Below are 22,759 nucleotides of genomic sequence, written 5' to 3'. Positions count from 1 at the left end.
TTAAGTGAATTAATGAAATGAATGAGTCGGCTGTGGTAAGGTTCCACAGGAGTTATCTCGTACCTTGAATTCTACGCGGCAGAGACATTCCGCACCAAAGAGCCTTCACCCTCGCTTGCCGCACAACAGAATACACTGAGAGATTTACGGGTAATTTTCCCTGATATCGTTGTAGGCAATCGCTTTACAAATCGAACTTCTTTAAGGCCAACCCATCGACCAAGCGCCTGATGAACGTGTCCAACAATAATTTCGACAGGGGGTGGAGAATCCAGATCAGAATTCGCCACAACATAGGCGACTGGGCGCTGTCCTCTCAACTCGTCAGCAACCGCCACTACGGCGCAAGCGTGAACGCCGGGATGAGCGGCGATGATTTTCTCGATCTGCACGCCCGAGATTCGGCGACCGGCGACTTTGATGACATCGTCCGAACGCCCGAGCATATGGACGGCGCGCGAGGCCTCGATCATGCCTTCATCGAAGGTGCGGTAATACATGCCGCTCTCATCCAGATACGCCGCAGGAACATGGATCGCCCTTTCCTTCCAGACCCCCGCCAGACAACCGGGTGGCAGCGGCAGAGACAGAAGAATCTCGCCGCATTGTTCATCCGTTTCGGATGGTGCAATCACCGGACTGAATCCCGGCGCAGGCCGCCCGATGTCATTTTTTAGCGAAGCAGGTTCACGCTCGGGCAGACCGAAAAAATGCGCGGTGATGCTCCAGCCAGTTTCCGTCTGCCACCAGTGATTGACAACCGGCTTCTGAAAATACGCCCGCGCCCACTCAAGCAACGTCGGATCGGCATACTCTCCAGCTACGAAAATGCGAGCCAGCGCAGGCAGTATCGCTTGTGGCTGGCGACGACTCTCCTGTCGCATGAGCCGCATCTGGGTCGGAGTGGTGAACAAACATTTTACCTTGTGTTCATGACAGAGAGCGCTAATGGCGCAAGCCGACGCTCCGCCTTCGACGATCACGCTGGTGCAACCGCTGATCAGAGGCGCGTAGATGCCGTAGGAGTGACCAACGACCCAGCCTAGATCCGATGTCGTGAAGAACGTATCACCCGGACTGCACCCATAAATCAGTTCCATCGACAGGGCGAGCGCCACGGCGTGTCCCCCATTATCCCGCACAATGCCTTTCGCATTGCCGGTCGTTCCGGATGTATGAAGGATATAGAGCGGGTCTTCGGATCTAAGCATGACTGGATTTACAGGCGCCGACTGCTCCAGCACATGAAAGTCATGATCGCGCACCGGCAGCAGCGAGGCCGCACAGCCCTCGCGCTGCACGATCACACAGGCCTGCGGCCTGTGAACGGCCCCGGCGAGCGCCTCGTTCAAGCCAGGCGCCGACGGAACTGCCGTCTGTCCTTGAAAACTGCAACTGGCGATGATGATGACTTTCGGGGCCACGTCATCAATCCTGCGAGCAAGTTCAGGCCCTCCGTAACCGGAAAAAACCACCACATGCACGGCGCCGATCCGCGCGCACGCCAGCATTGCGACAGCCGTCTCGATCATCGTCGGCATGGCGATCAGGACCCGATCCCCCTTGCCTACCCCTAGCGAGCGCAAACCACCGGCAAATCCTGCCACCCGGCGCTGCAGTTCCCGGTAGGTCACGATCTGCCGTTCCCTCGTCGCGCAGGAATGCCAGATCAGCGCCGCTTGGTCGCCGCGTCCACTTTCCACATGCCGATCCACGGCGTTGTGGCAGGTGTTGAGCGTCGCGCCCGGAAACCAGTCACGCCAGCCGTCCGCCCGCGCGCGGTGCGCGATCGCAGGCTCCTGCTCCCATGTGACGCGTCGAGCCGCATCCAGCCAGAACAAATCTGGCTGGCCTGAAGCCGCGTCATACATCGCTTCATAAGTCGCCCATGGCGGCATGGCGTGCACCCTCCACTCAGGCTACGGGAATGTCCCTGCCGGTGATCTGACTGGCCAACCACGCAGCGTCGCGAGAAACGCCGGAGAAGCGTCCGGACCCCCATGTATGCAGCCACGGCAGCCCGAGGAAGTAGAATCCCGGTGCATCCGTCACGCCCCGGCGCCACACAGGTTTGTTGGCTCCGTTAAAGACCGGCACATCGATCCAGCGGTAGTTAGGGCGAAAGCCGATGCACCAGACGATCGAGGTGATTCCGGCAGCCTTCAGATCCAGCGGCGCATTATTCGCATCCGGCTCCCACAACGGGACATAGGGCGCTTCCGTTGGTGCATCGACGCCTTCGCGGACGATGTAGGCGTCTATGGATTTCTTTATGTCCGAATTCGTCTTGTCCGCATCATCGAGATTCTCTTTCAAATCTGGAAGAAAATGCGCCATGTCGTCGCCGATGGTATCCAGCGTGCCGTGCAGCCCCACCCCCTCTTTCGCAAAAAGGCGCAAATCAAGATCGTGGCCACCGTTTCGACCAGTGACATAGTGATTGGTCTTATCGCGCGCACCGTCACGCAGAGGATGATTGTCGACCGTCAGATCATAAAACTGCATATCGGCGAGCCAGTCCACTACGTCGCGTCCACGATAGAACCGAGAGACGCGGGGCGCCGATCCGACGCACAAATGGACCTTACGTTTTTCCAGAAACAAGTCTTCGACAATCTGCGCGCCCGACTGGCCGCTTCCCACCACCAGCACGGCTCCGTCCGGCAATTGCGCGGCGTTCCGATAGTCCTGTGAATGAACCTGATATATCGAAGAATCTATCGCGCTCGCGTAACCCGGTATTACTGCGTCCTGATATGCGCCCGACGCGATCACGACGTGCCGCGCGCGCCAGACGTCGCCACCAGCCGCCACGCGGTAGCCGCCACCTTCATGGCGGGTGATGGAGGTGACTGCAGTGTGCTCACACAGGGGCGGATTGAATGACTCAACGAAGCCTTTTACATAATCGATAATTTCCTGCTTCACCATGAAGCCGTGCGGATCATTCCCCTTGTAAGGATGCCCCGGAAGCGCGCACTGCCAGTTAGGGGTGACAAGGCAGAAATTGTCCCAACGTTCATCGTCCCATGAATGACACGCCGTCTTCGCCTCAAAGACAATGTGCTCGACTTTCTCCTGGCAGAGATACCAGCTCATTGACAGACCGGCCTGTCCGCCACCGACGACGATCACTGGGATGAATTTTTCTTTCTGTGTCATGATAATATTCCGTTTCAGAATCCAAAGGAGAGGATGCGCACTTGCGCATCAGGCAGATTTAGAAAAGGGGCGCCAGCCTGCCGAATTGCGTGAAGCTGGCCAAGCGCACGGCTGCAAGGAAAGCCGTAACGCACGCGAACCCGTTCGCTCGCTTCCGTCAGGGCGACGTCCGCCTTTTCAAGAAATTCGTGGATCGGGTAATCTTCCCCAGGTTCGAAATGGTCGCGTATGACCAGAGACGGGGAGTAACAATCAGTCTCCTTTCCGTCTGGCCAGCGCACGCGGAAAATCATTTCAGGCATGATTGTGTAGCTCCTGAGCAAGGACGCTCGCGCGTGACAGCGCCGCCAGACGTCGGTATGCGGGGAGATGACGATTGGCCACGCTGCGCCAATCGAAGCGACGAGCCGTTGCGGGGCCGCTGACCTGAAAACGGGCCGGACTCCGGGCGCTGAGAGCCTCACGCAACGCGCAAACGAGTGTCTCAGGCCGATCCGGAAGACACCAGAACGCCTCAAGACTGTGAAGATGTTCTGTGAACGGCGGTGCGGCGGGCGTCACCGCCGGTATCCCGCATGCGAGCGCCTCAAGCGGACACAGACCAAAGCCTTCCGTCTGCGAGGGATAGGCCAGAACGGAAGATTGCCGGTAAAACGCGGGTATATCGTCATCCGCGACGACACCGGTCACGGTTACTGCATCGGCAAGTCCAGTGGTCCGAACGCGTTCATCGAAAAAGCGGCGGTAATCGGAATGGTCCAGCAACGTGGCGCCGCCGACAATCACGAGATGCAGGCTCGGGTTCTCCCGATGCAGAATCTCAAACGCTTCGAGGAGAACAAGCGTGTTCTTGCGACGCTCCACCCCGCCAATCGAGAGAATGAGGCGAGCGTCCTGCGGAAGTCCGTAACATTCACGAACATCGTGGTCTCTAAGAACTGGCTCCGAAGAAAATTTCTCCAGATCGACGCCGTTTCCCACCACGGGCGCCTCCCGCCCATATTCGGCAAGAAGAGTGTCCCTCCACATTTGACTGACCGTGAAAAGTTCGGTCGCGGCCGTAACTCCCCGTCTCTGTCGGGCTGCGACACCGGGATGAGAGAAACGGTCCAGATGGTGGACTGTTCGGGCAAATCCCGGGATCCGCCCTTCCGTCGCCAGATCCGCCAGCGCGTTGGAGCTTATGGGATCCTGCGCGTGCAATACATCGAAACGCCCATCGTCCCGCAATGCTTCGGCGATCTCTTCGATACGGCGTTCCACCAGCGCCGGAAGCTCCGCCACGGGTTTCGCCGGGATGCAGCGTGTGGCGCAACGGGGCGTGCGGAAGAAACCTGCTCCAGTCGCATCCGGCGCAATCAGGGTCACTTCGTGCCCGGCGTCGCAGAGAGCTTCCGCCAACGCCATGCCGTGCACCACGCCGCCGCGTGGGTTGGTCGAGTGGGTTAGGATTCCTATCGAGAGCATCATGGCGCAAACCCCATGAGCGGCGTTTGAGCGAGATCCCAGTAAGTTCCTTTTTCTCCGTCCCATGTGACGTCGAGCCGCAGCGTGCTGTCGCAACGACCGATGACCGCCGCCGCTATGTCGCGCCCGTGAAACCGGGCCATGATCTCCTCCGCATCATCAGGGCGGGCCGTCAACAGATAGCCATAGCTTGGGAAGGCGGACAGCCATCGTTCCATCGAAGCGCTCTCGGGACGCGGAATGTCGTCAAGTGTGATGGTCATGCCAACCCCTGAACACTCAGCCAGCATGAGCGCAGTGCCTAGCAACCCGGCCATACTGATATCCTTGGCTGCACGGCTCAGACCGTCCTCGGCGATAGAGGGAAGAATTTCGATGTCGCCCCGCAGACGGGCCGCCCCCTCGACGCCGCGTAGAGAAGAACTTGCGTCCCAGAACGGATGTGGATCATGCCAGCGGCCACGCAGATCGATTGCAGCGATCAGAACCTCGTCTGGTCGGGCGTCGAAGCTGGTGAGAAGATGACGTGCACGACCAAGGATCGCTACCGAAAGCGAGTTATGAGAGCTACGCATGTTGGTATGCCCGCCGACAACAGGCACGCCGTAAGCGCCGGCTCCGTCATGCAGACCGGCCAGAATGGAGGCGGCTGCCTCCGACGTGTCGCTCCACAGAGCGTCCACCACTGCCATCGGACGACCACCCATAGCTGTGATGTCGCTGACGTTGACCATCACGCCGCAATACCCGGCAAACCACGGCATGGCGCGAACAAAGCTGTCCTGAAAACCTTCGCTGGCCAACAGGAGATAACCATCGCCATCCGGTATCGCGGCGCAATCGTCGCCCAGGCGGACAGCCTCGCGGCTCGCAGGGTTCAGGATCGCCGCCACCTCTGCAATGTCCTCTTTGGCCGCGAGCGCACGACTTTGGCGCAGCGTGCGCAGCAGGGTGGCGAGTTCGCGCGTCATTACGCCACCTGCCGGGTTCTGGGTTGCGGGCGCAACAACCATGTCTGGTCCTGCTCATGAGCCGGATAGCGTGAGAGATCCGCCTCCATGTCGTGGTGAGGCAGGCCATGCAACGTGACCTCCCCAAGACTTTTCCAATGCAGGCGACGAAAGAAGAGCACGTTCTGTTCCTGAACCTGCGCAAGAAATTGGCTGGCTCCAAGCCCGTGCGCCGTGCTAACCGCCATTCGGATAAGTTCGGCGCCGATCCGCCCCAGTCTCCGGTGGTCTTCGTGTACCGCCAGACGGGAACCGCGCCAGACGCCGGGTTCGGGTTCATGGATGCGTACCGCGCCTACAACCCGATCCGGCATTCCCGCCATGCAGCAGGCGGCGACGATGGGAATGGCGATTTCATCCACAACATCGCGATCGTCGCCCGAGAAAACACGTTGCTCTTCGCAAAACACTTCTCGACGTAAAGCGTAATAGCCTGCGCGCTCCCACGGCGTCCGGGCAAGCCGCACGACGTATTCCGTGGGCACGAACGGGCGCTCTTCTACATCTACGAGGTCCATGCTCATTGTTCGTAGGCCGAGAGCGAGGAACAGGCGCCGCAACGACCACATCCCGCGCGGATGTCGGTGGATTTCATGTTGGCCTCTCGCAACATGCGTCCCAGCGGAGCCAGAACCGACTTCATAAAATCACTCGAAGGTGGAGCGTGATTTTCCAGAGGCGTTCCAGAAATCGGCACGAACGGCACGACGAAGGGATAAACCCCCAACGCGATCAGACGCTCAGCCAGAGCCAGAATGTCTTCGACGCCGTCTCCCAGACCGGCCAAAATATAGGTATTGACCTGCCCGCGCCCGAAGATGGGAACGGCGCTGGCGAACGCGTCCATGTAGCGATCGACGCTGACTGTGGCTTTGCCCGGCATGATCTTTTCACGCACGGCCTGCGTTGCCGCTTCAAGGTGCATGCCCAGACTGTCCGCGCCCGCATCGCGCAGACGCTGGAACCAGCCGTGATCGCGCGGCGGCTCGCATTGCACCTGAAGCGGCAGGTCAACCGCCGCCTTGATGGCGCGGGCGGACTCCGCCAGCACTGCGGCCCCACGGTCGATCACGTTGGGCGTGCCGGTCGTAAGCACCATGTCTCGCACGCCATCCAGCTCGACCGCCGCTTTGGCGACCTCGGCGAGCTGCGCAGGCGTTTTGTAGGCGATCGTCCTGTCGGCTGCCAGAGATTGACCGATGGCGCAGAACTGGCACGACGTTCTTCTGTCGGCGTAGCGGATGCAGGTCTGATGCACTGTGGTAGCCAGCGTATCACGCCCGTGCAGCAGAGCGATTTTCCAATAAGGAACGCCGTCCGCCGTGGACAGGCCGTAGAAGCGCGGGGCGGTCGGAAAGTGAATTGTGCCGAGAGCCTGACCGTCACGCACGAGTGTACTGGCCCCGCGTTGATCCGGCGGGCTCGCCTGAAACGGAGAACGACGGGCGCCGGACGTATAGACCGGGACCATGATGGTCTGGCCGGCGATAGTGATCGTCTTGTGATCAGAAGGGCCAGCCCCGCCCTTACGGGCTATGCCGCCAACATCGTCACCAATTTGCAAACCAAACGATTGCAGATCGGTGAGAAGCTTACGGCCGGAGATCGTGCCAAGCGTCGGGACGGTCATTGTGTGACCTCGTCATCAGAAGAGAAAAGTCTCGCGTCAGCATCGGGATAGCGAACAGTTCGGGCCGGACGCCGGTCATGAAGCAGGCTGAGCAACTCCGGACGTGCGTAATGCCCCACTGAATCCATCATCCGCTTGCGTTTGGTGATCAGGGCGAAGTCGAGATCGGCGATCACCATCCCCTCGCCTTCCGTCAGCGGCGCGCCAAGGAGTTTGCCCTCCGGTGAAACGATGGCGGTGAAACACCCACCACGCAGCGGCCCTTCAAGCGCCGGGTCACGCGCCACTTCCTTGATCTGTTCTTCCGTGAGCCATCCGGTGGCGTTCACCACGAAGCAGCCGGATTCCAGCGCATGATGTCGGATGGTCACCTCCATCTGGTCAGCGAAGATCTGGCCCACCAGCGAACCCGGGAACTGGGCGCAGTGAATCTCCTCGTGCTGGGTCATCAGCGCATAACGAGCGAGCGGATTGTAATGCTCCCAGCACGCCAGAGCCCCGATACGTCCGGCGGCGCTTTCGACAACTTTAAGGCCGGCGCTGTCGCCTTGCCCCCAGACCATACGCTCATGGTAGGTAGGCGTGATTTTTCGCCGCTTGAGCAGGATGTCTCCCGTCGCGTCGAAAATGATCTGTGTGTTGTATAGAGTGCCGAAATCGCGCTCATTCACGCCCAGCACGACGACCATGCCCGTATCACGGGCGGCTTCAGCCACCATGTCCGTAACCGGGCCGGGAATGACAACCGCGCGTTCGTAAAGCTCCAGATGCTCTCCGCCGAAGCGGAAAGCGGGTTGGATGAACGAGAAATAGGGGTAATAAGGCACAAAGGTTTCAGGAAAGACCGCCAGCTTCACACCTTTTCCAGCGGCGTCACGAATGGCCTGACAGACTTTCCGGGCGGTACCCAGACCGTCGTCACCCAGGACGGGGCTGATCTGAATAGCAGCGGCTCGAATGATGCGTGACATGGCTTGCGGTCCTCCCTTCCGACCTCAGAGAGTCCAGGTATTGAGGATGAAAGCGTTGTCTCGCCGGGCCAGTAGGATGATGTCGAGTACATCCTGCGGGTTGATCGGCGTGATGCCCGGGATCAGATTTTGTTCGCCGTAACCGTATAGAGCCTGAAGCGCGAAACGGCAGGCGTAAACTTTTCCGCCCTCTTCAAGTATTTTCGCAATCTGGTTGTTGCAGTTCATGTGCCCCGGAAAGGCCTCGTCACCAAGACGGGGAAAGCCGCGCTGCACGCCAAGGGTGACGCCCGGTCCGTACAGCAATACCGACGTTTCGAATCCCTTCCGAATCAGACGTGTAGCCTGAAGAAGATTTACGAACCCAACCGAACCCTCGTTGGCCATGGTATGGAAAGTGACGAGCGCTTTCTCGCCGGGCTGCGCTTTGACGTCCTCGAAAACCTTGTTTTCATAATTGACGAAACAATCACCATCTTTATGCGGAGCGTGCTCGACTTTTGGCATGACATTTCTCCCGTGTAATGCGGTCTCCGGCGAAGCGCCGGGGCCGACCGCGTTGCCGAAGCAAACGTGACACGGGAAAATTCTACGGCAAAATCTTGTATGGACACTAAGATCGGTACAATAAAATCAATGCAAAATGAACATCACAATTTCGCATGAACATTGACATACAATAAGGAATTAAACACCATACAATCTATCGCAATTCTTATAAACTGTTGTTTCAACGTATTTTTTTTATCACGAATTCGTGAACACGGTGCTTTCTTGATTTTTTTCCGCTCGCTCGGATCAACCGCAGAGTTGAGCGATTTGACCGGTTCCGCTCGCAATAAGCCGGTCACACAATATCAGCGAAGCCGGGAGAGCGCTTGTGTTGCAAGATAGACAAGACCCCGTGAAGAGATTCCTCAAGGCTGGCGGCGTCCGGCGCACTGCCCAGAGCGATACGGGCACGCTGTGGAGGTTCGCCGCTGATGGCGAACACAGTGCTCGGGACAAGCGCCAATCCTCGTCTGCGGGCATAAGCCACAAAGTCCGCACTCCCCCACCAATCTGGAAGCTTCAGCCAGACATGCGGTCCATCGGGATTCATACAGTGCTGATCACCCAAAACCTTACGGGCGATCGACTGACGAAGACGCAGCTCTCTCTGAATAGCGTGCAGAATCGTGTGGGCCTGCCCGGTCTGCATCCAGCGCACTGCAAGCGCGCTCAGCAACCCGGCGTTGGTGAGCACGATCGCACGGATCGCGGCGGTGACGCGCCGGGTCATATCCGCATTGGGAAGAGCGACATAAGCAGTGCGCAGGCCCGGGCTGAGCGTCTTGGCGAGCGTCGCGATATAGCTGACACGACTATGGTCGAGCGCCGCCAGCGCGGGTAGCGGGTCGTTCATCAACAGGCTGTAAGGGTCGTCTTCCGCAATGTGAAGATGGTGACGTTGAGCAACTTTAAGAATATCCTTGCGTCTTTGAAGAGACATCGTGGCCGTTGTCGGATTGTGAATTGTCGGGATGCAGTACAGCAGCCGAGGGTGATGCTGAGCGCAGACCTGATCGAGTTGCTCAGACGCCATGCCTTCGACGTCGCTGTCTACGCCGACGAGAATGAGACCAAACTGAGCCGCGATCGTCCGAATTCCCGGATAAGCGATGCGGTCGGTGACAATGACGTCTCCCGGCTGCGTGTGTGTGCTCACAATTGCCGCAAGCGCGCTCTGAGCGCCTGGCGTGACCAGAATTTCGTCTGTCCGCCGCTGCCCTATGGCAGGAGCGATCCATTTGGCGCCGAGTTGACGCTCCTCGATCGTGCCGCCCGTAACCCGGTAGGACATCAGGCTGTTCAGGTCCTGCTGCTTCAGAAGAGCCGTAATATCGTTCTGGATCATGCGCTGAAGCGGCGGATCTTGCGGAATGGGGGGAAGGTTCATGGTCAGATCGACCACGGCCGGACCGGTATGTCGCCAATGGCTTTCGCCTGCCCCCACCCGGACGAAGGTCCCGCGACCGACCGTGGCGTCTATGAGCCCTCTACGACGAGCCTCCGTGAAGGCGCGCGTCACGGTGGTAAGGTTCGTGCCAAGGTAATCCGCAATCGTTCGCTGCGGCGGCAGTCTGTCGCCCTCGCGCAAATCGCCCTTTCGGATGGACAGCGCCAGCGCGTCAACGATCGTCAGATAAATTGAGTTGGGACTGCGACTGATTTCATCTTTCCAATGAGTCAGATAAATTTCAGATGACATGTGACGAAATTCCATACATTTGGCACATATTGCCTGCGCAAAGCACCATACAATTAGTGCAATCACCCGTCTTCTAAATATGCAATCCAGTGCGCCGACCTACGTTGGGCGACATCGACGCGGAGCCGCGAACCTTCGTGCCCCGAAGCCGATAAATTCGATAAAAATACTAGTGACCCGTTAGAAATTTCATTTGCTTTTATTGCGCAAATAATTTGTCGCCATCACCACGGCAAAGCAGAAGGTAATCGCGTTCGCGCGCGCAATAATCGCCATAAAAAAAGGGAGGGCGAAATCGCCCTCCCCTCTTCGGAACCGTATGTTCGACTGGATCAGAAATCCATGTCGCCCATGCCGCCCATGCCGCCACCCGGCATCGGCGGAGCCTTCTTTTCCGGCTTCTCGGCGACCATGGCTTCGGTCGTGATCAGCAGGCCAGCGACAGAAGCCGCATCCTGCAGAGCCGTACGGACAACCTTGGTCGGGTCGATGATGCCAGCCGACACCAGATCCTTGTACTCGCCGAGCTGCGCATCGAAGCCGTAAGCGTAGTCGCTGGACTCGAGCACCTTGCCAGCGATCACGGCGCCGTCTTCACCAGCGTTGTGAGCGATCTGACGCAGCGGAGCCTGAAGGGCCTTGCGGATGATTTCCGCGCCGACCTTCTGGTCTTCGTTGTGGAAGTGCAGGTGGCCAAGAGCCGCAGAAGCGCGAGCCAGAGCCGTGCCGCCGCCCGGAACGATGCCTTCTTCGACAGCCGCGCGGGTTGCGTGCAGCGCGTCGTCGACGCGGTCCTTGCGCTCTTTCACTTCGACTTCCGTCGAGCCGCCGACGCGGATGACCGCGACGCCGCCCGCGAGCTTCGCAAGACGCTCCTGGAGCTTCTCACGATCGTAGTCGGAAGAGGTCTCCTCGATCTGAGCGCGGATCTGGTTGCAACGACCCTTAATGTCGTCGCCTTCGCCAGCGCCCTCAACGATCGTGGTGTTCTCTTTCTCGATGTGCACCTTCTTGGCGCGACCGAGCATCGGGAGCGTCACGCTCTCAAGCTTGATGCCGAGGTCTTCGCTGATGACCTGACCGCCGGTCAGGATCGCGATGTCTTCCAGCATCGCCTTGCGACGATCGCCGAAGCCCGGAGCCTTCACGGCAGCGATCTTCAGACCGCCACGCAGCTTGTTGACGACCAGCGTCGCCAGAGCTTCGCCATCGACGTCTTCAGCGATGATGACCAGCGGACGGCCGGACTGCACAACAGCCTCGAGCAGCGGCAGGATCGGCTGAAGCGAAGACAGCTTCTTCTCGTGGATCAGGATATAGGGGTTTTCCATATCCGCGATCATCTTCTCCGCATTCGTGATGAAATACGGGGAGATGTAACCACGATCGAACTGCATGCCCTCGACGACGTCGAGTTCGGTGTGAAGGCCCTTGGCCTCCTCAACCGTGATCACGCCTTCCGAACCGACCTTCTGCATGGCCTTGGAGATCATCTCTCCGATTTCATGCTCGCCGTTTGCGGAGATCGTGCCGACCTGGGCCGTCTCGGCCGGGGTCGTGATCTTCTTGGTGTTGTTCTTCAGCTCTTCAACGACAGCCGCAACAGCCTTGTCGATGCCGCGCTTCAGATCCATCGGGTTCATGCCAGCCGCGACAGCCTTCGCGCCTTCACGAACGATGGCCTGAGCCAGAACGGTCGCCGTCGTGGTGCCGTCGCCAGCCACGTCGTTGGTCTTCGAGGCCACTTCGCGCAGCATCTGTGCGCCCATGTTCTCGAACTTGTCAGCAAGTTCGATCTCTTTCGCGACCGAAACGCCGTCTTTCGTGATGCGCGGCGCGCCGAAGCTCTTGTCGAGCACGACGTTGCGGCCTTTCGGGCCAAGCGTCACCTTCACTGCGTCAGCAAGGATATCCACGCCGCGCAGCATGCGCTGGCGGGCTTCACCGCCGAACTTTACGTCCTTGGCAGCCATAGTTTCTTCTCCTGTGAGGATTAAAAGCGATCAGTACGGGGGATCTGAAGCCTGCCTTGTTCAGGCGGCGATCACGCCCAGAATGTCGCTTTCCTTCATGATGAGCAGGTCTTCACCGTCGATCTTGACCTCGGTGCCCGACCACTTGCCGAACAGGACGCGGTCGCCAGCCTTGACGTCCAGAGCCACGATCTGGCCCTGCTCGTTACGAGCGCCGGAGCCAACAGCGATGATCTCGCCTTCCATCGGCTTTTCTTTTGCGGTGTCGGGAATGATGATCCCACCAGCCGTCTTTTCTTCACCCGTCAGGCGACGGACCACCACACGATCGTGCAGGGGACGAAATTTCGTCATTATGGATCGCTCCACATATATCTGGGGCGGCGCCCTCTTGAATCAAGCAACGCCACCGTTTGCCACGCGCTTAACGCCGCGGTGCGTTAGCACTCCCACCCCGGGAGTGCCACGATTGAGATAGGATCGCCCCCCGGCCCTGTCAAGGATCGTGGATGATTTTTATCGACGAAGATAAGTGTCTGTTTTTATTGAATTTATTTAAAAATTTACTGATCGCGCTCGCGCGTTTCGCTCGACCTGACCCAGCATGAAATTTTGATTGCGCTGCACGAGCAATGAAACGGCGTCGACACCCCGTCATGCCGCTCAGCAAACAGGCGCCACATACTGTAGTCGTCCTGCCTCAAGTCAAAAATCAGGCAGGGCTGACCCTCGCGAACGGCGCAGGAGCACGACGCCTATCCGCCGTGCCTCGCGACGAAATGAGTGCGGGGAGCCGCCTCTCATTTCCGCCTTCGGCGTCCGTCGCCGTGGACTATCGGGACGTCTACTACAATGCCGCCGACCATATCGACGGCATATGTAAGGACCGCGCTCCCCCCAAAGGCTTGGCGCCCCGAACGGCGGAATGCCGCCTCTGACGGCGCCCCTTTTAGAGCAACTGCAGATTCGTGGCCGCGACTTTTCCGCGCTCGGTCACCAGGTCGAAACTGAGCTTCTGATCCTCAACGAGACCCCGAAGTCCGGCCGCCTGCACCGCTGTGATGTGAACGAACACATCCTTGTCGCCTTCGTCGGGAACGATAAAGCCGAAGCCCTTGGTGGCGTTGAACCATTTCACGGTACCGGTTGGCATCTTACTGTTCTTTCCTTCTCATCCGCCGCAGGCGTCTTACATCACACAACGGCAGCTCACCCTGATCACCGCGGAAAACCACCGACAGAGCCCTCAGCATCCGCTCATGGAAGAAACAACGCTGTCAAGCCGCGTTTGGTTACCACCTTAACATTCGGCCGACAGAGGTCATTTTTCGAAAAGCGGAATCTGCTCCATCGCTGGCACCGTAATCAGCCCCCGATCGGTAATGCGTATCTCGGGGATGACCGACAATGGAATAAGATTGAAGCCCATATATGGCAGAGTGCAACCCAAAGCGCTCCATTCACGCTTCAGGACTTCAGTCTGCGCCGCCACCACCCCGCCGCGCTCATCCGACAGCAGCCCCGCTATCGGCAGGGCCACCAGCGCCTTCACTTGCCCACCGGACACGACCGCCACGCCGCCGCGCGCATCGCGGATCGTCTCCACCGCCAGGCGCATGTCCGCTTCATGCCGCCCGGCGACGATAATGTTGTGGGCGTCATGCCCCACGCTGCTGGCTACGGCCCCCTCCGTCAAACCGAACCCGCGCAGCAAGCCGTGCGCGACGCCGCCATTGCGCCCATGACGCTCGAGAATGGTCACGAAACAAAGATCATGCGCGTCCAGAACGGGCTCCCACGCACGCGCCTCAGCCAGTTCCAGAACCTCATGCTTCAGCGGGATTTCGCCCTGCGCGCCAACGCCGATCACGTTGGCGCGGCATGGGCCGGCGGGCAACTCCGGCGTCAACGCGCCGATTTCCGGCAGAATTACCGTGCGGTAGGCCGCGTCCGGGTAACGATAACGCGCCTCCGAAAGCTGTCGGTCGAGAACTGGCGTGATCTTTTTATGTTCAACGACCGGAACGCCACCATACCAGGTGTCCTGCACCTCCAGCGCATCGTTAAGCAGCACCAGATCGGCGCGGCGTCCCCCGCCCAGTCCGCCGATATCGTTTTCCATGCCAAAGCGGGTCGCGCCATGCAGCGATCCCATGCTCCACGCCACCTCCGGCGAGAGGCCCGCCGCCACAGCCTGCCTCACCACCCAATCCTGACCGAACAGAAACAGGTCGTCAGCGTCGCGGTCATCGGTACATACGCAGATCCGTTTCGGCGACGCTCCCATCTCCGTAACCGCCCGAATCGCTTGCGGCAGCGAATGCCAGGGCGTCGTCGGCGGTCCGCCGCGCAGAAAGACCCACACGCCAGCCTCTATCAGATCGTCAGCGATCTCGCCGGTGATCGCCTCATGCGTGTCCGTCACGCCGGAGGCGGCGTACGCCGCTACGAACTCCCGTCCATAAACATGGCCGCTGACTGGTCGACCGCGCTTCAGCGACTCCGCGACGATCGCATGGCTGCGTTCATCGCCGAGGCAAAGCGGCACGAAGTCCATTTTCTCGCCCAGCGCGACCGCCTCCGGCCAGCGATCAAAAATTCCGCCGATCTTCTCCGGCGTCAGGTCTCCGCCTGCCGTCTCGCACTGGGGCGACGTCGCCGGCACGGTGCTTGGCACGGTCAGGAACACGTTCAACGGCGCCTGACGCGCGTCCTCAAGCATCCATTCGACGCCCGCGACATCCGCGACATTGCCAATTTCATGACTGTCACAAAAAATTGTCGTCGTGCCATTGAGCAGCGCTGCTTCCGCATAGGCGCAGGCCGTCATCATGCTGCTTTCAATATGCAGATGCGGGTCAACGAGGCCGGGGGCCAAGATCCCGCCCTGCACGTCCCTGACGACGCCGGGAGCATGTCCGGTCACCCGCCAGCTTCCCGCTGGCTTTATCGCCGCGACCCGGCCGCCGCTGATCCAGACCTCACGGTCCGTCAGCATTCTCTCAGAATAGGTGGACAATATCCGCGCACCGGTCAGCACCAGATCCGGAGCGGCGCGTCCCGACGCGACAGCCGCCAGCCGACGCGTCATCGTGTGGAGGGGATCGACCGAAAAGCGCGTCAGGAGCGAGGGGCGGATCGGGTTGTGCTGTGTGCTCATAGAGCGAGCATAATCAGGTCTGATGCGACCTGTCTGCTATTCTCACGTCATGGCGCGTGATGATTTTCATGATAGGCCCAAAAGGCCGCCGACAACGGGCGACGTGCTCTGCAGCCGCCTCCCTTCTGTCATCGTTCCCGCCCCGCCTCACCCGACTTTGACCGGATGGCGGCTACCCCGGATCTGAACATGCCTGATACTGAAGTCACCATCTATCACAACCCCCGCTGCGGGACGTCCCGCACGGTGCTGGAAAGGCTACGTGCGGAAGGTCTCTCTCCTCGCGTCGTTGAGTATCTGAAAACCCCGCCAGATCGTGAGACATTGCTCAGTCTCGGCCGATCCAGCGGCGTCGGGCTGAAAGGCCTGCTTCGGACGAAGGAGGCTCTGGCGGAAGAACTGAACCTCGGTCGCGCGGACATCCAAGAAGAGGAGCTTCTGGACGCGATGCTGGCGCACCCTGTGCTGATCAACCGCCCAATAGTCGAGACGCCCCTCGGCGTGCGCCTGTGCCGTCCGGCAGACATTTTAACGGAGATTCTGCCCGCCGCCTGATCTCACAACATCACGCGTGGAGAAATCGCAAAGCGGGGGAAGGCTTCGCGGCGGAAGCCCGTGGAACCCCGCCATTTCCACGCCATGTCATTACTCATCAACGTATCGACAGGGAGGCCCGGCCCCTATGGACACCGACCGTCGCCACGAAGCGCGCCATGCTCGACTTCCACATATTCATTTCCCGCACATTCACTTCACCCGGAAGGAGCTTGAGGACCGCCCTTTGGCCGGAGAGCCGCATCCGGACCACCCGTTACACTGGAAACTTTACGCCTGCGAGGCGATCGCCACGGCTGTGCTGATGATTATCGGCGTGACGACCAACACGCTGCTGAGCGCGCCCTCGTGGTCCGTCGGCGCGTGGCTCGGCCGGCGCCCCTTACTGCAAACTGCACTTTGCGGCCTGTGCTTCGGCGGGGCAGGAACTCTGGCCGCCATGACCCGCTTCGGAAAAGTCAGCGGCGCGCATCTCAGTCCCTCCGTATCGCTGGCGTTCTCTCTTGGCGGGCAATTAAAGCCGCTCGATCTGACCGGATATTGCTGCGCGCAAATTGTTGGCGCAGTCGCGGGGTGCGCGTGCGTGGCAGCCTCCGCAGTTTTGATACCGGGTTGGGGCAACTTTGTTCATGCCGGGCATTACGCGGCCACATTACCTAATCCAACGCTTGACCCGGGCTGGGTGGCGGCGACCGAAACCGTCGTCACGTTCGGCCTTATTCTGGCAATTTACTATGCTGCGGCGAAACCCCGTCTGCATTTCATCGCTCCATGGATCGGTGCGATCTATTTCTTCGCCATGAACCCGATCTTCGCCTGGATATCTGGAGACAGCACGAATTTCGCCAGATCTTTTGGGCCTGCGCTCTTTGATCGGAACTGGACGTCGCTCTGGATTTATCTCGCTGGCCCGCTTCTCGGCAGCGCGCTCGGGGTCGGGGCGATAAAATCCCACATCTTTGGTCGCCTTCGCGCTGTCGAGGCGCGGGTCGTCAATTTCGGCCATCATGGACGAGTGCCCCGTCTCGGCGCGCCCGAGGCGGCGCCCCAGCCTGCAGCCGATCATTTGCAGTCCAGCTAGCGTCCCTTCTCATTGCGTCTTTGCTACGCCAACCCCAAGCTTTTGGTCTGGCTGCGGTTTTACCCGATTAAACAGCTTCTTTAGGTTGCTGACGCGCCAGACTGCGTCCCTCGGCGCATAGGCGTGGATGGCCCCACACGGCGAGAGCCGGATAAACGGCCTGGCTCTACCCAGTTTCGTGGGCCGGGGCCGCGGGCGCGTAGGCAGAAGCGTCATCATCGAAACGCATCCGCCAGCCACAAGCGAAGGGCCGCCCCCCAGCGTCAGACTGCTCGATCAGTTGGGCAGAGACCAGTCCAGCCAGGCGAGCAAAGCGACGACGATCAACATCACCACATGCATATAGACCAGAGCGCGCACGCTGATGACCGGCGCGTCGTCTTTTGCCTTACGCTTCGCCATGAACCCGTCTCCGCTGATGCCTGAAATCGATCCTGCGTCGCTGAAGCTGATTGAGCGGGGCAAGTTCGACAAACGATTAACCGAAATTACGCCCCCGCATGAAGGCGTAACGCGCTCTATTTTGCGCTGATATAAGGCAAATGATGATAGGCGCGGTTAAAATAAACCAGCCCCCCGACGTCTCCGCCCAGGCGGATCGCCTGCACCGCGCCAAAAATCACCGTATGCGTGCCGACCTCGACCATCTGCGTAATGCGGCAATCGAAACTGGCGACCGCCTCCTCCAACGTCGGCGCGCCGGTTTCCAACGTTCTCCAGTGGCCAAGAGCGAATCGCTCCGACATCTCCATCGGCGAGGCGAAATGGTTCGACAGGGCGTCCTGCCCCGCGGAAAGCACATTCACGCAGATGGCTCCGAAATCCACAAAGGCCGGTCGGGCGCGTGTGGACCTGTTCAGGCAAACCAGCAATGTCGGGGGCGTGTCCGTAACCGAACAGACTGCAGAGGCGGTGAAGCCAACCGGGGCGTCCAGACTCCCCGTGGTGACGATCGTGACCGCCGCGCCCAGACGCGACATGGCTTCACGGAATACTGCCGCATCTACGGACACCTACGCGATCCCTCCTGCACTGCCTCCGCCTGCGCGCGATTTTCACTGCGGTCTGGAGGCACAAGCACTCACCCGTAAGAGATTAGGCGACCTCCGACAACCATATATAAAAGTGCAGGCAAAACCGGCCCAGCCGGTTGAGAGATAAAGCGGCGGCTCCACGATGAACCATTCCCCCTACCCGATACTCGTCGACCGGCGCGGTCATGTGGGCCGCATCACACTTGATCGCCCCAAAAGCCTGAACGCAGTTGATCCGCCCATGGCGCGAGCAATCCTCGCGACGCTCGACACATGGAGAGACGACCCCGGCATCCAGATCGTCCTGATAGACAGCTCTTCGCCCCGCGCGTTCTGCGCTGGCGGCGATATCAAAAACATCAGGGCGATAATCGAGAGTGAAGGGCCACGTAAGGCACTGGCCGAGATGTCCGTGCCTTACGTGACCATGCTTGCGATCGCATCCTACCCCAAGCCGGTGGCGACGGTCATGGATGGGATCACGATGGGCGGCGGCGTAGGGCTTGGAGCGCACGCCCGGCACAGGATCGTCACCGAGCGTTCCGTGCTCGCGATGCCTGAGACGGCTATCGGCCTGACGCCTGACGCGGGGGGCTCCTGGTTGCTTGCTCGTGCGCCGGGCATGCACGGATTACGTCTCGCCTTGACCGGGGGCCGTATATCGGGCGCGCAGGCCGTGGCGCTTGGGTTCGCGGATCACGCCATCGCCTCCGACGCGCTTGCGGACCTTTTCGACACGTTGTCGACGGAGGCTCCGCAGAGCGTCGACAACCTGCTCTCGTCATTTGCTTCAGCCCCGGCCGCTCCTTCTCTATCGAACGTGATCAACGAGACCTACGACTTCCGCAATGTTTCGCCCTTTGAGGGCCTACCCCTGCTTATGGCGCGTCTCGAAACTCTCGCGAAGAACGAAGACGCGCATGACTGGGCTGCTGCCGATCTTGGAATCCTGCGTGGCGCCTGCCCGTTTTCGCTACACGTCACATGGCTGGCCTGGAACGCGCTGCAAGGCGGCGTGACGCGAGAAGAGGCCTTTGCGCAGGAAACGCGTCTGGTGGGACATCTGCTCAACCGCCCTGATTTTATGGAGGGCGTACGTGCGCGGCTCATCGATAAGGACAACGCGCCCGTCTGGAGTCCACGTTCAATCGGAGACGTGACGAGGCAGGCCGTGCTGAGCTGCTTCAATCCGGATGACGCACCGTAAGACTTCTCCCGAGCGATCTAAGAACGCGCGAGCGACGAACGCGAGACGACGCCCCATCAGGGGGGGGACGCGCCAACAAAAAGGCCGCCATCGGAAGATGGCGGCCTTGCAGTCGCTCACACTAGGAACGAACGATCAGAAGTCGAGACCAACCTGAGCGAAAACATACCGACCGATGATGGCCGAGCTATAGATCGCATTGGCGGTATTGGTCGCCGCATCGAATACGAAGGGCGGTTTCTTGTCGAGAAGGTTGTTGACACCAACTTCAAAGTTCCATTTGTGCAAGCGGTAGTTGACCGTCACGTCATGTGTGAAGATGCCCGGCGTCTTCCACTGTCCCGCCGTCTGGCGGTTCAGATCGTTGGTTCCATCGTTCCACACCATGCCCCCGGTGTAGTGCAGCATGTAAGTGAATGTCAGGTTATCATGCGCCCAGGACGCCGTAGTGTAGTTCGTCACACGCGGAATGCCGTTCGTGCCGCCGACGCCCGACGATCCGGCAAAGAACAGCCGCCCTGCGTAATTGTACCACGGGCCGCCGGGCTCGTTCTGCTGAAGATAACTCACGATCTGCTGGAAGTTGTTTGACAGCGTCAGCACGTCGACCGGCGAAACGCGAACGTGGTAATCGAGATCAAAGTCGATGCCCGAAGTCTTCAGGCCGCCGAGATTCTCGTCCAACGTTGTGACATAATTAAGCTGCTGGTTGGAGTTTCTCGAAATCGCACTGCAGTATTGCGTCGCTGTTCCCGTGTAGCATCCGTCAAGCGCGTACTGCGCGAGCACAGAGCTGATCTCGTTCTTGACGGTGTAGTGCCAGTATTCGACGGACGCCGTGAGGCCCGGAATCCAGCGCGGCGTGATGACCGTGCCGAACGTGTAGGTGCGGCCCATTTCCGGAGACAGTTTCGCGTTGCCGCCGCTGATCGCGGGTACCTGCCCCGAATTAGCCACTTCAAAGGTCGCCGGGTTCTTAATGCCGTCTCTCTGGCAGCGGGCGATCACGTTCGCAGCAAGACCGGCGTAGGAAGACACCTGCGCGCAGGGATCGGTCGCAGCTGCGTAGCCGAGCGACTGACCACCATACAGCTCATAAACATTCGGCTGTCTGTAGGAGGTTCCCAAAGTGCCGCGAAAGCGAATATCCCGGGTCGGGGCCCAGTCAATACCGACCTTCCAGTTCTGCGTGTTGCCGAACGTGTTGTAGTGCGACCAACGGCCCTGAGCGTCGACCGTAAGGTCACGCGCGAGGAATGCATTGTGCAGCAGGTTCAATTTTGCTTCGCCATAGACCTCGGTCGCATTGAAGCCGCCACCGGAATAGGCCTGCGTATTGCCGGTCGTGTCGCCGGACTGCGCGAGGATGTCAGGCGTGTAGCTCAGCTGTTCGCTACGATGCTCAAGACCAAACGCCAGACCGAGCTGTCCGCCGTTTTCATACGGCATCTTCACGACGCGATCATTGTTCACGCGAAGGTTGAAGTCGCGCAGCATATACTGCGCAGTGTCATGTTGGGTGAACTTGCCGTAATTGGCGGCCTGCGCCGACATAGGCGCGAACGGGTTTTGCAGCACGCATCCGCGCTGGGAGGTGCACACCGTCGGATCGTAGGTCACTGCGCTACCCGGGTCACTAGGATCCAGCTGACGAATACCATACTCTTCCAGAATATGTCGGTAATTTCCCATATTTTCCGTATCATAACTCGCACGACTGACGCCGTACGTCATCGACGCATCGTATTCCCAGTTAGCGACAATGTTGCCACGTGCGCCCCCCATGACCTGCAAGTTGTCAACTGCAGTTTCCGAACGACGGCCACCAAAGTCCGTATAACGTTTCTGCGTAACGACATCCTCGCCCCACGGATTATAGGGGGCGTTGCCAGGAAGCGTCAGCGGATTGGACAGCGTGGACGGGTAGATACTTCCTGCAACCGGCGACGCCGCCATCGACGTAGCAGCGGATTTATGTGTGTACCGGACCTGAGCATACGGGATGAAGTGATCATTCACCCGGTAATGAATATCGCCAGATAGTGTCGAACTCTGCAGATAATTAGAAAGACTTTGGTCATTACCGTAGTTATAGCGGTCAGCCGACGTAAAGTTGTGGAAGCCTGAACCGTCGCTATTGGCTATCAAGCCAGCTCCCGGGCCGCTCAGAACCCGCATGCCGGCAGAATAACCGGACCCGTAAATCGGAGCCACGCCCGGATCGTTAGATGCCTGCACCGGATTCGCCCAGGAGCGATCCCGCTGCATGACCGGCCCCACGGTCATATATTGACCACTAATCGTAATGTTTCCGCGATCATGATCAAAATTCCAACCTTTATAGGCGGAAATAAGACCCGTACGCGCGTCTCCGTGGTCAGTCAGGCCGCCACGGATCGTAATATTGCCTGTATTCAGGTCGTGACGCAGTTTGATATTGATGACGCCAGCAACAGCGTCCGCGCCATAAAGTTCCGAGCCGCCATCCTTGAGAATTTCCACGCTTGCGATCTGCTCGACCGGGATCGTGTTCAGGTCGACGCAAGCCGCGCCGGGATCCTGGGTCGTTCGCTTGCCGTCCACCAACACGAGCACGCGCGTACTGCTAAGATTGCGCAAATCGGTGCACGACACCCCGCCAAAACCGTTGGTCTGCGTGTTCGCGGCGCCTGAATTGCCGATCGAAGGCAGACGCTGCAGGTAGTCACCTAGCGTAACGGCCGACGTCTGCTGGATTTGCTTCGACGTGATGGTCTGAACCGGGTTGGAATCGGTGTTACGTGCGGAGCGCAGGAGCGAACCGGTCACAACGATCGCCTCGCTGCCACCGTCCATCGTCGCGGCGGGGCGTGAGAGGGCGGAGCTGCGGGCCGCCGCCGCCGGCGTTGCAGGAGCGGAGTTTGTTACAATACGAGGAGCTTGAGCAGCCGGTGTCGTTACGGCGTGGGTTTGGGTGTGTTTTACCTTTCGTTGCGATGATTTACTTTTAGTTGCGCCATCAGCAACTCCACTTCCAATGACAGGCATCGAAACAAGAAGCGCGGCTCCAAGAAAAAGTGATGTTTTTTTAGTTATTACTTTGACATTTTTCATACTTCACCGAACTTTGGCGAGATGTGCGGACTTGTCGTCCGGAATGACCCATGCATGACAAACATGTCGAATATGTTGCAATCGGGTAATTGCCCCTCAACCCATTGTTGAGTCGTTAAATCTCGCCATGTGATGTTTCGGCAACATATTGTGTCGTAGCGTGTC

The 22,759-nt window shown here is 59.4% G+C and carries 21 protein-coding genes; 4 read left to right on the top strand and 17 right to left on the bottom strand.

Annotated elements, in window-relative coordinates:
- Positions 1-71: 71 nt before the first annotated feature.
- From J2D73_RS08310 to groES, 12 genes are all read right to left on the bottom strand, one after another.
- On the bottom strand, positions 72-1,898 hold the full coding sequence (locus tag J2D73_RS08310; RefSeq protein ID WP_207881121.1) for an AMP-binding protein: 1,827 nt from the start codon (positions 1,896-1,898) through the stop codon (positions 72-74).
- 16 nt (positions 1,899-1,914) lie between these two features.
- Complete coding sequence (locus tag J2D73_RS08305; protein ID WP_207881120.1) at positions 1,915-3,162, bottom strand: MSMEG_0569 family flavin-dependent oxidoreductase; 1,248 nt, start codon at positions 3,160-3,162, stop codon at positions 1,915-1,917.
- A gap of 14 nt (positions 3,163-3,176) precedes the next feature.
- Entirely contained in the window at positions 3,177-3,464 is a 288-nt protein-coding gene (locus J2D73_RS08300) for an MSMEG_0570 family nitrogen starvation response protein (protein ID WP_207881119.1), read from the bottom strand.
- Positions 3,457-4,632 carry an MSMEG_0565 family glycosyltransferase gene (locus tag J2D73_RS08295; protein WP_207881118.1) on the bottom strand — a complete coding sequence of 392 codons (1,176 nt, stop codon included), beginning with the start codon at positions 4,630-4,632 and terminating at the stop codon, positions 3,457-3,459. The genes J2D73_RS08300 and J2D73_RS08295 overlap by 8 nt, the downstream gene beginning before the upstream one ends.
- Positions 4,629-5,600 (bottom strand): sll0787 family AIR synthase-like protein, encoded by a 972-nt coding sequence (locus J2D73_RS08290; protein ID WP_207881146.1) that lies wholly within the window; start codon positions 5,598-5,600, stop codon positions 4,629-4,631. The genes J2D73_RS08295 and J2D73_RS08290 overlap by 4 nt, the downstream gene beginning before the upstream one ends.
- Positions 5,600-6,163, bottom strand: coding sequence for an MSMEG_0567/Sll0786 family nitrogen starvation N-acetyltransferase (locus J2D73_RS08285; protein WP_243429771.1), 564 nt, complete (start codon positions 6,161-6,163; stop codon positions 5,600-5,602). Before J2D73_RS08285 ends, J2D73_RS08290 begins: the two co-directional genes overlap by 1 nt.
- A complete protein-coding gene (locus J2D73_RS08280) occupies positions 6,160-7,269 on the bottom strand; it encodes an MSMEG_0568 family radical SAM protein (RefSeq protein WP_207881116.1) in 1,110 nt (369 codons plus the stop codon). The genes J2D73_RS08285 and J2D73_RS08280 overlap by 4 nt, the downstream gene beginning before the upstream one ends.
- A complete protein-coding gene (locus J2D73_RS08275; protein WP_207881115.1) occupies positions 7,266-8,240 on the bottom strand; it encodes a Nit6803 family nitrilase in 975 nt (324 codons plus the stop codon). Before J2D73_RS08275 ends, J2D73_RS08280 begins: the two co-directional genes overlap by 4 nt.
- 24 nt (positions 8,241-8,264) lie before the next feature.
- Positions 8,265-8,747 carry an MSMEG_0572/Sll0783 family nitrogen starvation response protein gene (locus tag J2D73_RS08270; protein ID WP_207881114.1) on the bottom strand — a complete coding sequence of 161 codons (483 nt, stop codon included), beginning with the start codon at positions 8,745-8,747 and terminating at the stop codon, positions 8,265-8,267.
- A 340-nt stretch (positions 8,748-9,087) separates the two neighbouring features.
- Entirely contained in the window at positions 9,088-10,491 is a 1,404-nt protein-coding gene (locus tag J2D73_RS08265) for an aminotransferase-like domain-containing protein (RefSeq protein WP_207881113.1), read from the bottom strand.
- Between the two features lie 332 nt (positions 10,492-10,823).
- On the bottom strand, positions 10,824-12,464 hold the full coding sequence (groL, locus tag J2D73_RS08260) for a chaperonin GroEL (RefSeq protein ID WP_207881112.1): 1,641 nt from the start codon (positions 12,462-12,464) through the stop codon (positions 10,824-10,826).
- A gap of 60 nt (positions 12,465-12,524) precedes the next feature.
- Positions 12,525-12,818, bottom strand: coding sequence for a co-chaperone GroES (gene groES, locus J2D73_RS08255; RefSeq protein ID WP_026396590.1), 294 nt, complete (start codon positions 12,816-12,818; stop codon positions 12,525-12,527).
- Positions 12,819-13,120: 302 nt separating this feature from the next.
- Between groES and J2D73_RS08250 the strand changes: the two genes are divergently transcribed.
- Positions 13,121-13,402: a hypothetical protein gene (locus tag J2D73_RS08250; protein ID WP_207881111.1), complete on the top strand. Its 282-nt coding sequence runs from the start codon at positions 13,121-13,123 to the stop codon at positions 13,400-13,402.
- An 11-nt stretch (positions 13,403-13,413) separates the two neighbouring features.
- Here J2D73_RS08250 and J2D73_RS08245 read toward each other — a convergent pair whose 3' ends face one another.
- Together J2D73_RS08245 and J2D73_RS08240 are read right to left on the bottom strand one after the other, a co-directional pair.
- The gene (locus tag J2D73_RS08245; RefSeq protein WP_026396591.1) at positions 13,414-13,617 is read right to left on the bottom strand and encodes a cold-shock protein; all 204 of its coding nucleotides are present in this window, start codon (positions 13,615-13,617) and stop codon (positions 13,414-13,416) included.
- Between the two features lie 168 nt (positions 13,618-13,785).
- On the bottom strand, positions 13,786-15,624 hold the full coding sequence (locus tag J2D73_RS08240; RefSeq protein WP_207881110.1) for an adenine deaminase: 1,839 nt from the start codon (positions 15,622-15,624) through the stop codon (positions 13,786-13,788).
- Positions 15,625-15,813: 189 nt separating this feature from the next.
- Here J2D73_RS08240 and arsC point away from each other — a divergent pair, with 189 nt between their 5' ends.
- Complete coding sequence (gene arsC, locus J2D73_RS08235; RefSeq protein ID WP_207881109.1) at positions 15,814-16,179, top strand: arsenate reductase (glutaredoxin); 366 nt, start codon at positions 15,814-15,816, stop codon at positions 16,177-16,179.
- 127 nt (positions 16,180-16,306) lie between these two features.
- Positions 16,307-17,260 (top strand): MIP/aquaporin family protein, encoded by a 954-nt coding sequence (locus J2D73_RS08230; protein ID WP_207881108.1) that lies wholly within the window; start codon positions 16,307-16,309, stop codon positions 17,258-17,260.
- Between the two features lie 276 nt (positions 17,261-17,536).
- On the opposite strand, the gene J2D73_RS21025 is transcribed toward J2D73_RS08230, so the two are convergent.
- Positions 17,537-17,662 carry a hypothetical protein gene (locus tag J2D73_RS21025; RefSeq protein ID WP_279380904.1) on the bottom strand — a complete coding sequence of 42 codons (126 nt, stop codon included), beginning with the start codon at positions 17,660-17,662 and terminating at the stop codon, positions 17,537-17,539.
- A gap of 116 nt (positions 17,663-17,778) precedes the next feature.
- Entirely contained in the window at positions 17,779-18,240 is a 462-nt protein-coding gene (locus tag J2D73_RS08225; protein WP_207881145.1) for a flavin reductase, read from the bottom strand.
- 196 nt (positions 18,241-18,436) lie between these two features.
- On the opposite strand from J2D73_RS08225, the gene J2D73_RS08220 reads away from it, so the two are divergent.
- Positions 18,437-19,501, top strand: a complete 1,065-nt coding sequence (locus J2D73_RS08220; protein ID WP_207881107.1) for an enoyl-CoA hydratase/isomerase family protein — start codon at positions 18,437-18,439, stop codon at positions 19,499-19,501.
- Positions 19,502-19,636: 135 nt separating this feature from the next.
- Here the strand turns inward: J2D73_RS08220 and J2D73_RS08215 are convergent, their stop codons facing one another.
- A complete protein-coding gene (locus J2D73_RS08215) occupies positions 19,637-22,528 on the bottom strand; it encodes a TonB-dependent receptor plug domain-containing protein (protein WP_243429770.1) in 2,892 nt (963 codons plus the stop codon).
- Between the last annotated feature and the right edge of the window lie 231 nt (positions 22,529-22,759).

The sequence above is a fragment of the Acetobacter sacchari genome, from assembly GCF_017377715.1.
Classification (GTDB): domain Bacteria; phylum Pseudomonadota; class Alphaproteobacteria; order Acetobacterales; family Acetobacteraceae; genus Acetobacter; species Acetobacter sacchari.
Note: the sequence above shows the minus strand (reverse complement) of the source record. Positions and strands in the feature narration are given on the sequence as shown.

Excerpts from the sequence above, each read along its gene's own strand:
- J2D73_RS08295 (WP_207881118.1), bottom strand. The coding sequence starts at position 4,632 with ATGATGCTCTCGATAGGAATCCTAACCCACTCGACCAACCCACGCGGC.
- J2D73_RS08305 (WP_207881120.1), bottom strand. The coding sequence starts at position 3,162 with ATGACACAGAAAGAAAAATTCATCCCAGTGATCGTCGTCGGTGGCGGA.
- J2D73_RS08270 (WP_207881114.1), bottom strand. The coding sequence starts at position 8,747 with ATGCCAAAAGTCGAGCACGCTCCGCATAAAGATGGTGATTGTTTCGTC.
- J2D73_RS08300 (WP_207881119.1), bottom strand. The coding sequence starts at position 3,464 with ATGCCTGAAATGATTTTCCGCGTGCGCTGGCCAGACGGAAAGGAGACT.
- groES (WP_026396590.1), bottom strand. The coding sequence starts at position 12,818 with ATGACGAAATTTCGTCCCCTGCACGATCGTGTGGTGGTCCGTCGCCTG.
- J2D73_RS08240 (WP_207881110.1), bottom strand. The coding sequence starts at position 15,624 with ATGAGCACACAGCACAACCCGATCCGCCCCTCGCTCCTGACGCGCTTT.
- J2D73_RS08250 (WP_207881111.1), top strand. The coding sequence starts at position 13,121 with ATGCCGCTCAGCAAACAGGCGCCACATACTGTAGTCGTCCTGCCTCAA.
- J2D73_RS08275 (WP_207881115.1), bottom strand. The coding sequence starts at position 8,240 with ATGTCACGCATCATTCGAGCCGCTGCTATTCAGATCAGCCCCGTCCTG.
- J2D73_RS08220 (WP_207881107.1), top strand. The coding sequence starts at position 18,437 with ATGAACCATTCCCCCTACCCGATACTCGTCGACCGGCGCGGTCATGTG.
- J2D73_RS08230 (WP_207881108.1), top strand. The coding sequence starts at position 16,307 with ATGGACACCGACCGTCGCCACGAAGCGCGCCATGCTCGACTTCCACAT.
- J2D73_RS08225 (WP_207881145.1), bottom strand. The coding sequence starts at position 18,240 with ATGTCGCGTCTGGGCGCGGCGGTCACGATCGTCACCACGGGGAGTCTG.
- J2D73_RS08290 (WP_207881146.1), bottom strand. The coding sequence starts at position 5,600 with ATGACGCGCGAACTCGCCACCCTGCTGCGCACGCTGCGCCAAAGTCGT.
- J2D73_RS08280 (WP_207881116.1), bottom strand. The coding sequence starts at position 7,269 with ATGACCGTCCCGACGCTTGGCACGATCTCCGGCCGTAAGCTTCTCACC.
- J2D73_RS08285 (WP_243429771.1), bottom strand. The coding sequence starts at position 6,163 with ATGAGCATGGACCTCGTAGATGTAGAAGAGCGCCCGTTCGTGCCCACG.
- J2D73_RS08215 (WP_243429770.1), bottom strand. The coding sequence starts at position 22,528 with ATGCCTGTCATTGGAAGTGGAGTTGCTGATGGCGCAACTAAAAGTAAA.
- J2D73_RS21025 (WP_279380904.1), bottom strand. The coding sequence starts at position 17,662 with ATGGCGAAGCGTAAGGCAAAAGACGACGCGCCGGTCATCAGCGTGCGC.
- groL (WP_207881112.1), bottom strand. The coding sequence starts at position 12,464 with ATGGCTGCCAAGGACGTAAAGTTCGGCGGTGAAGCCCGCCAGCGCATG.
- J2D73_RS08245 (WP_026396591.1), bottom strand. The coding sequence starts at position 13,617 with ATGCCAACCGGTACCGTGAAATGGTTCAACGCCACCAAGGGCTTCGGC.
- J2D73_RS08265 (WP_207881113.1), bottom strand. The coding sequence starts at position 10,491 with ATGTCATCTGAAATTTATCTGACTCATTGGAAAGATGAAATCAGTCGC.
- arsC (WP_207881109.1), top strand. The coding sequence starts at position 15,814 with ATGCCTGATACTGAAGTCACCATCTATCACAACCCCCGCTGCGGGACG.
- J2D73_RS08310 (WP_207881121.1), bottom strand. The coding sequence starts at position 1,898 with ATGCCGCCATGGGCGACTTATGAAGCGATGTATGACGCGGCTTCAGGC.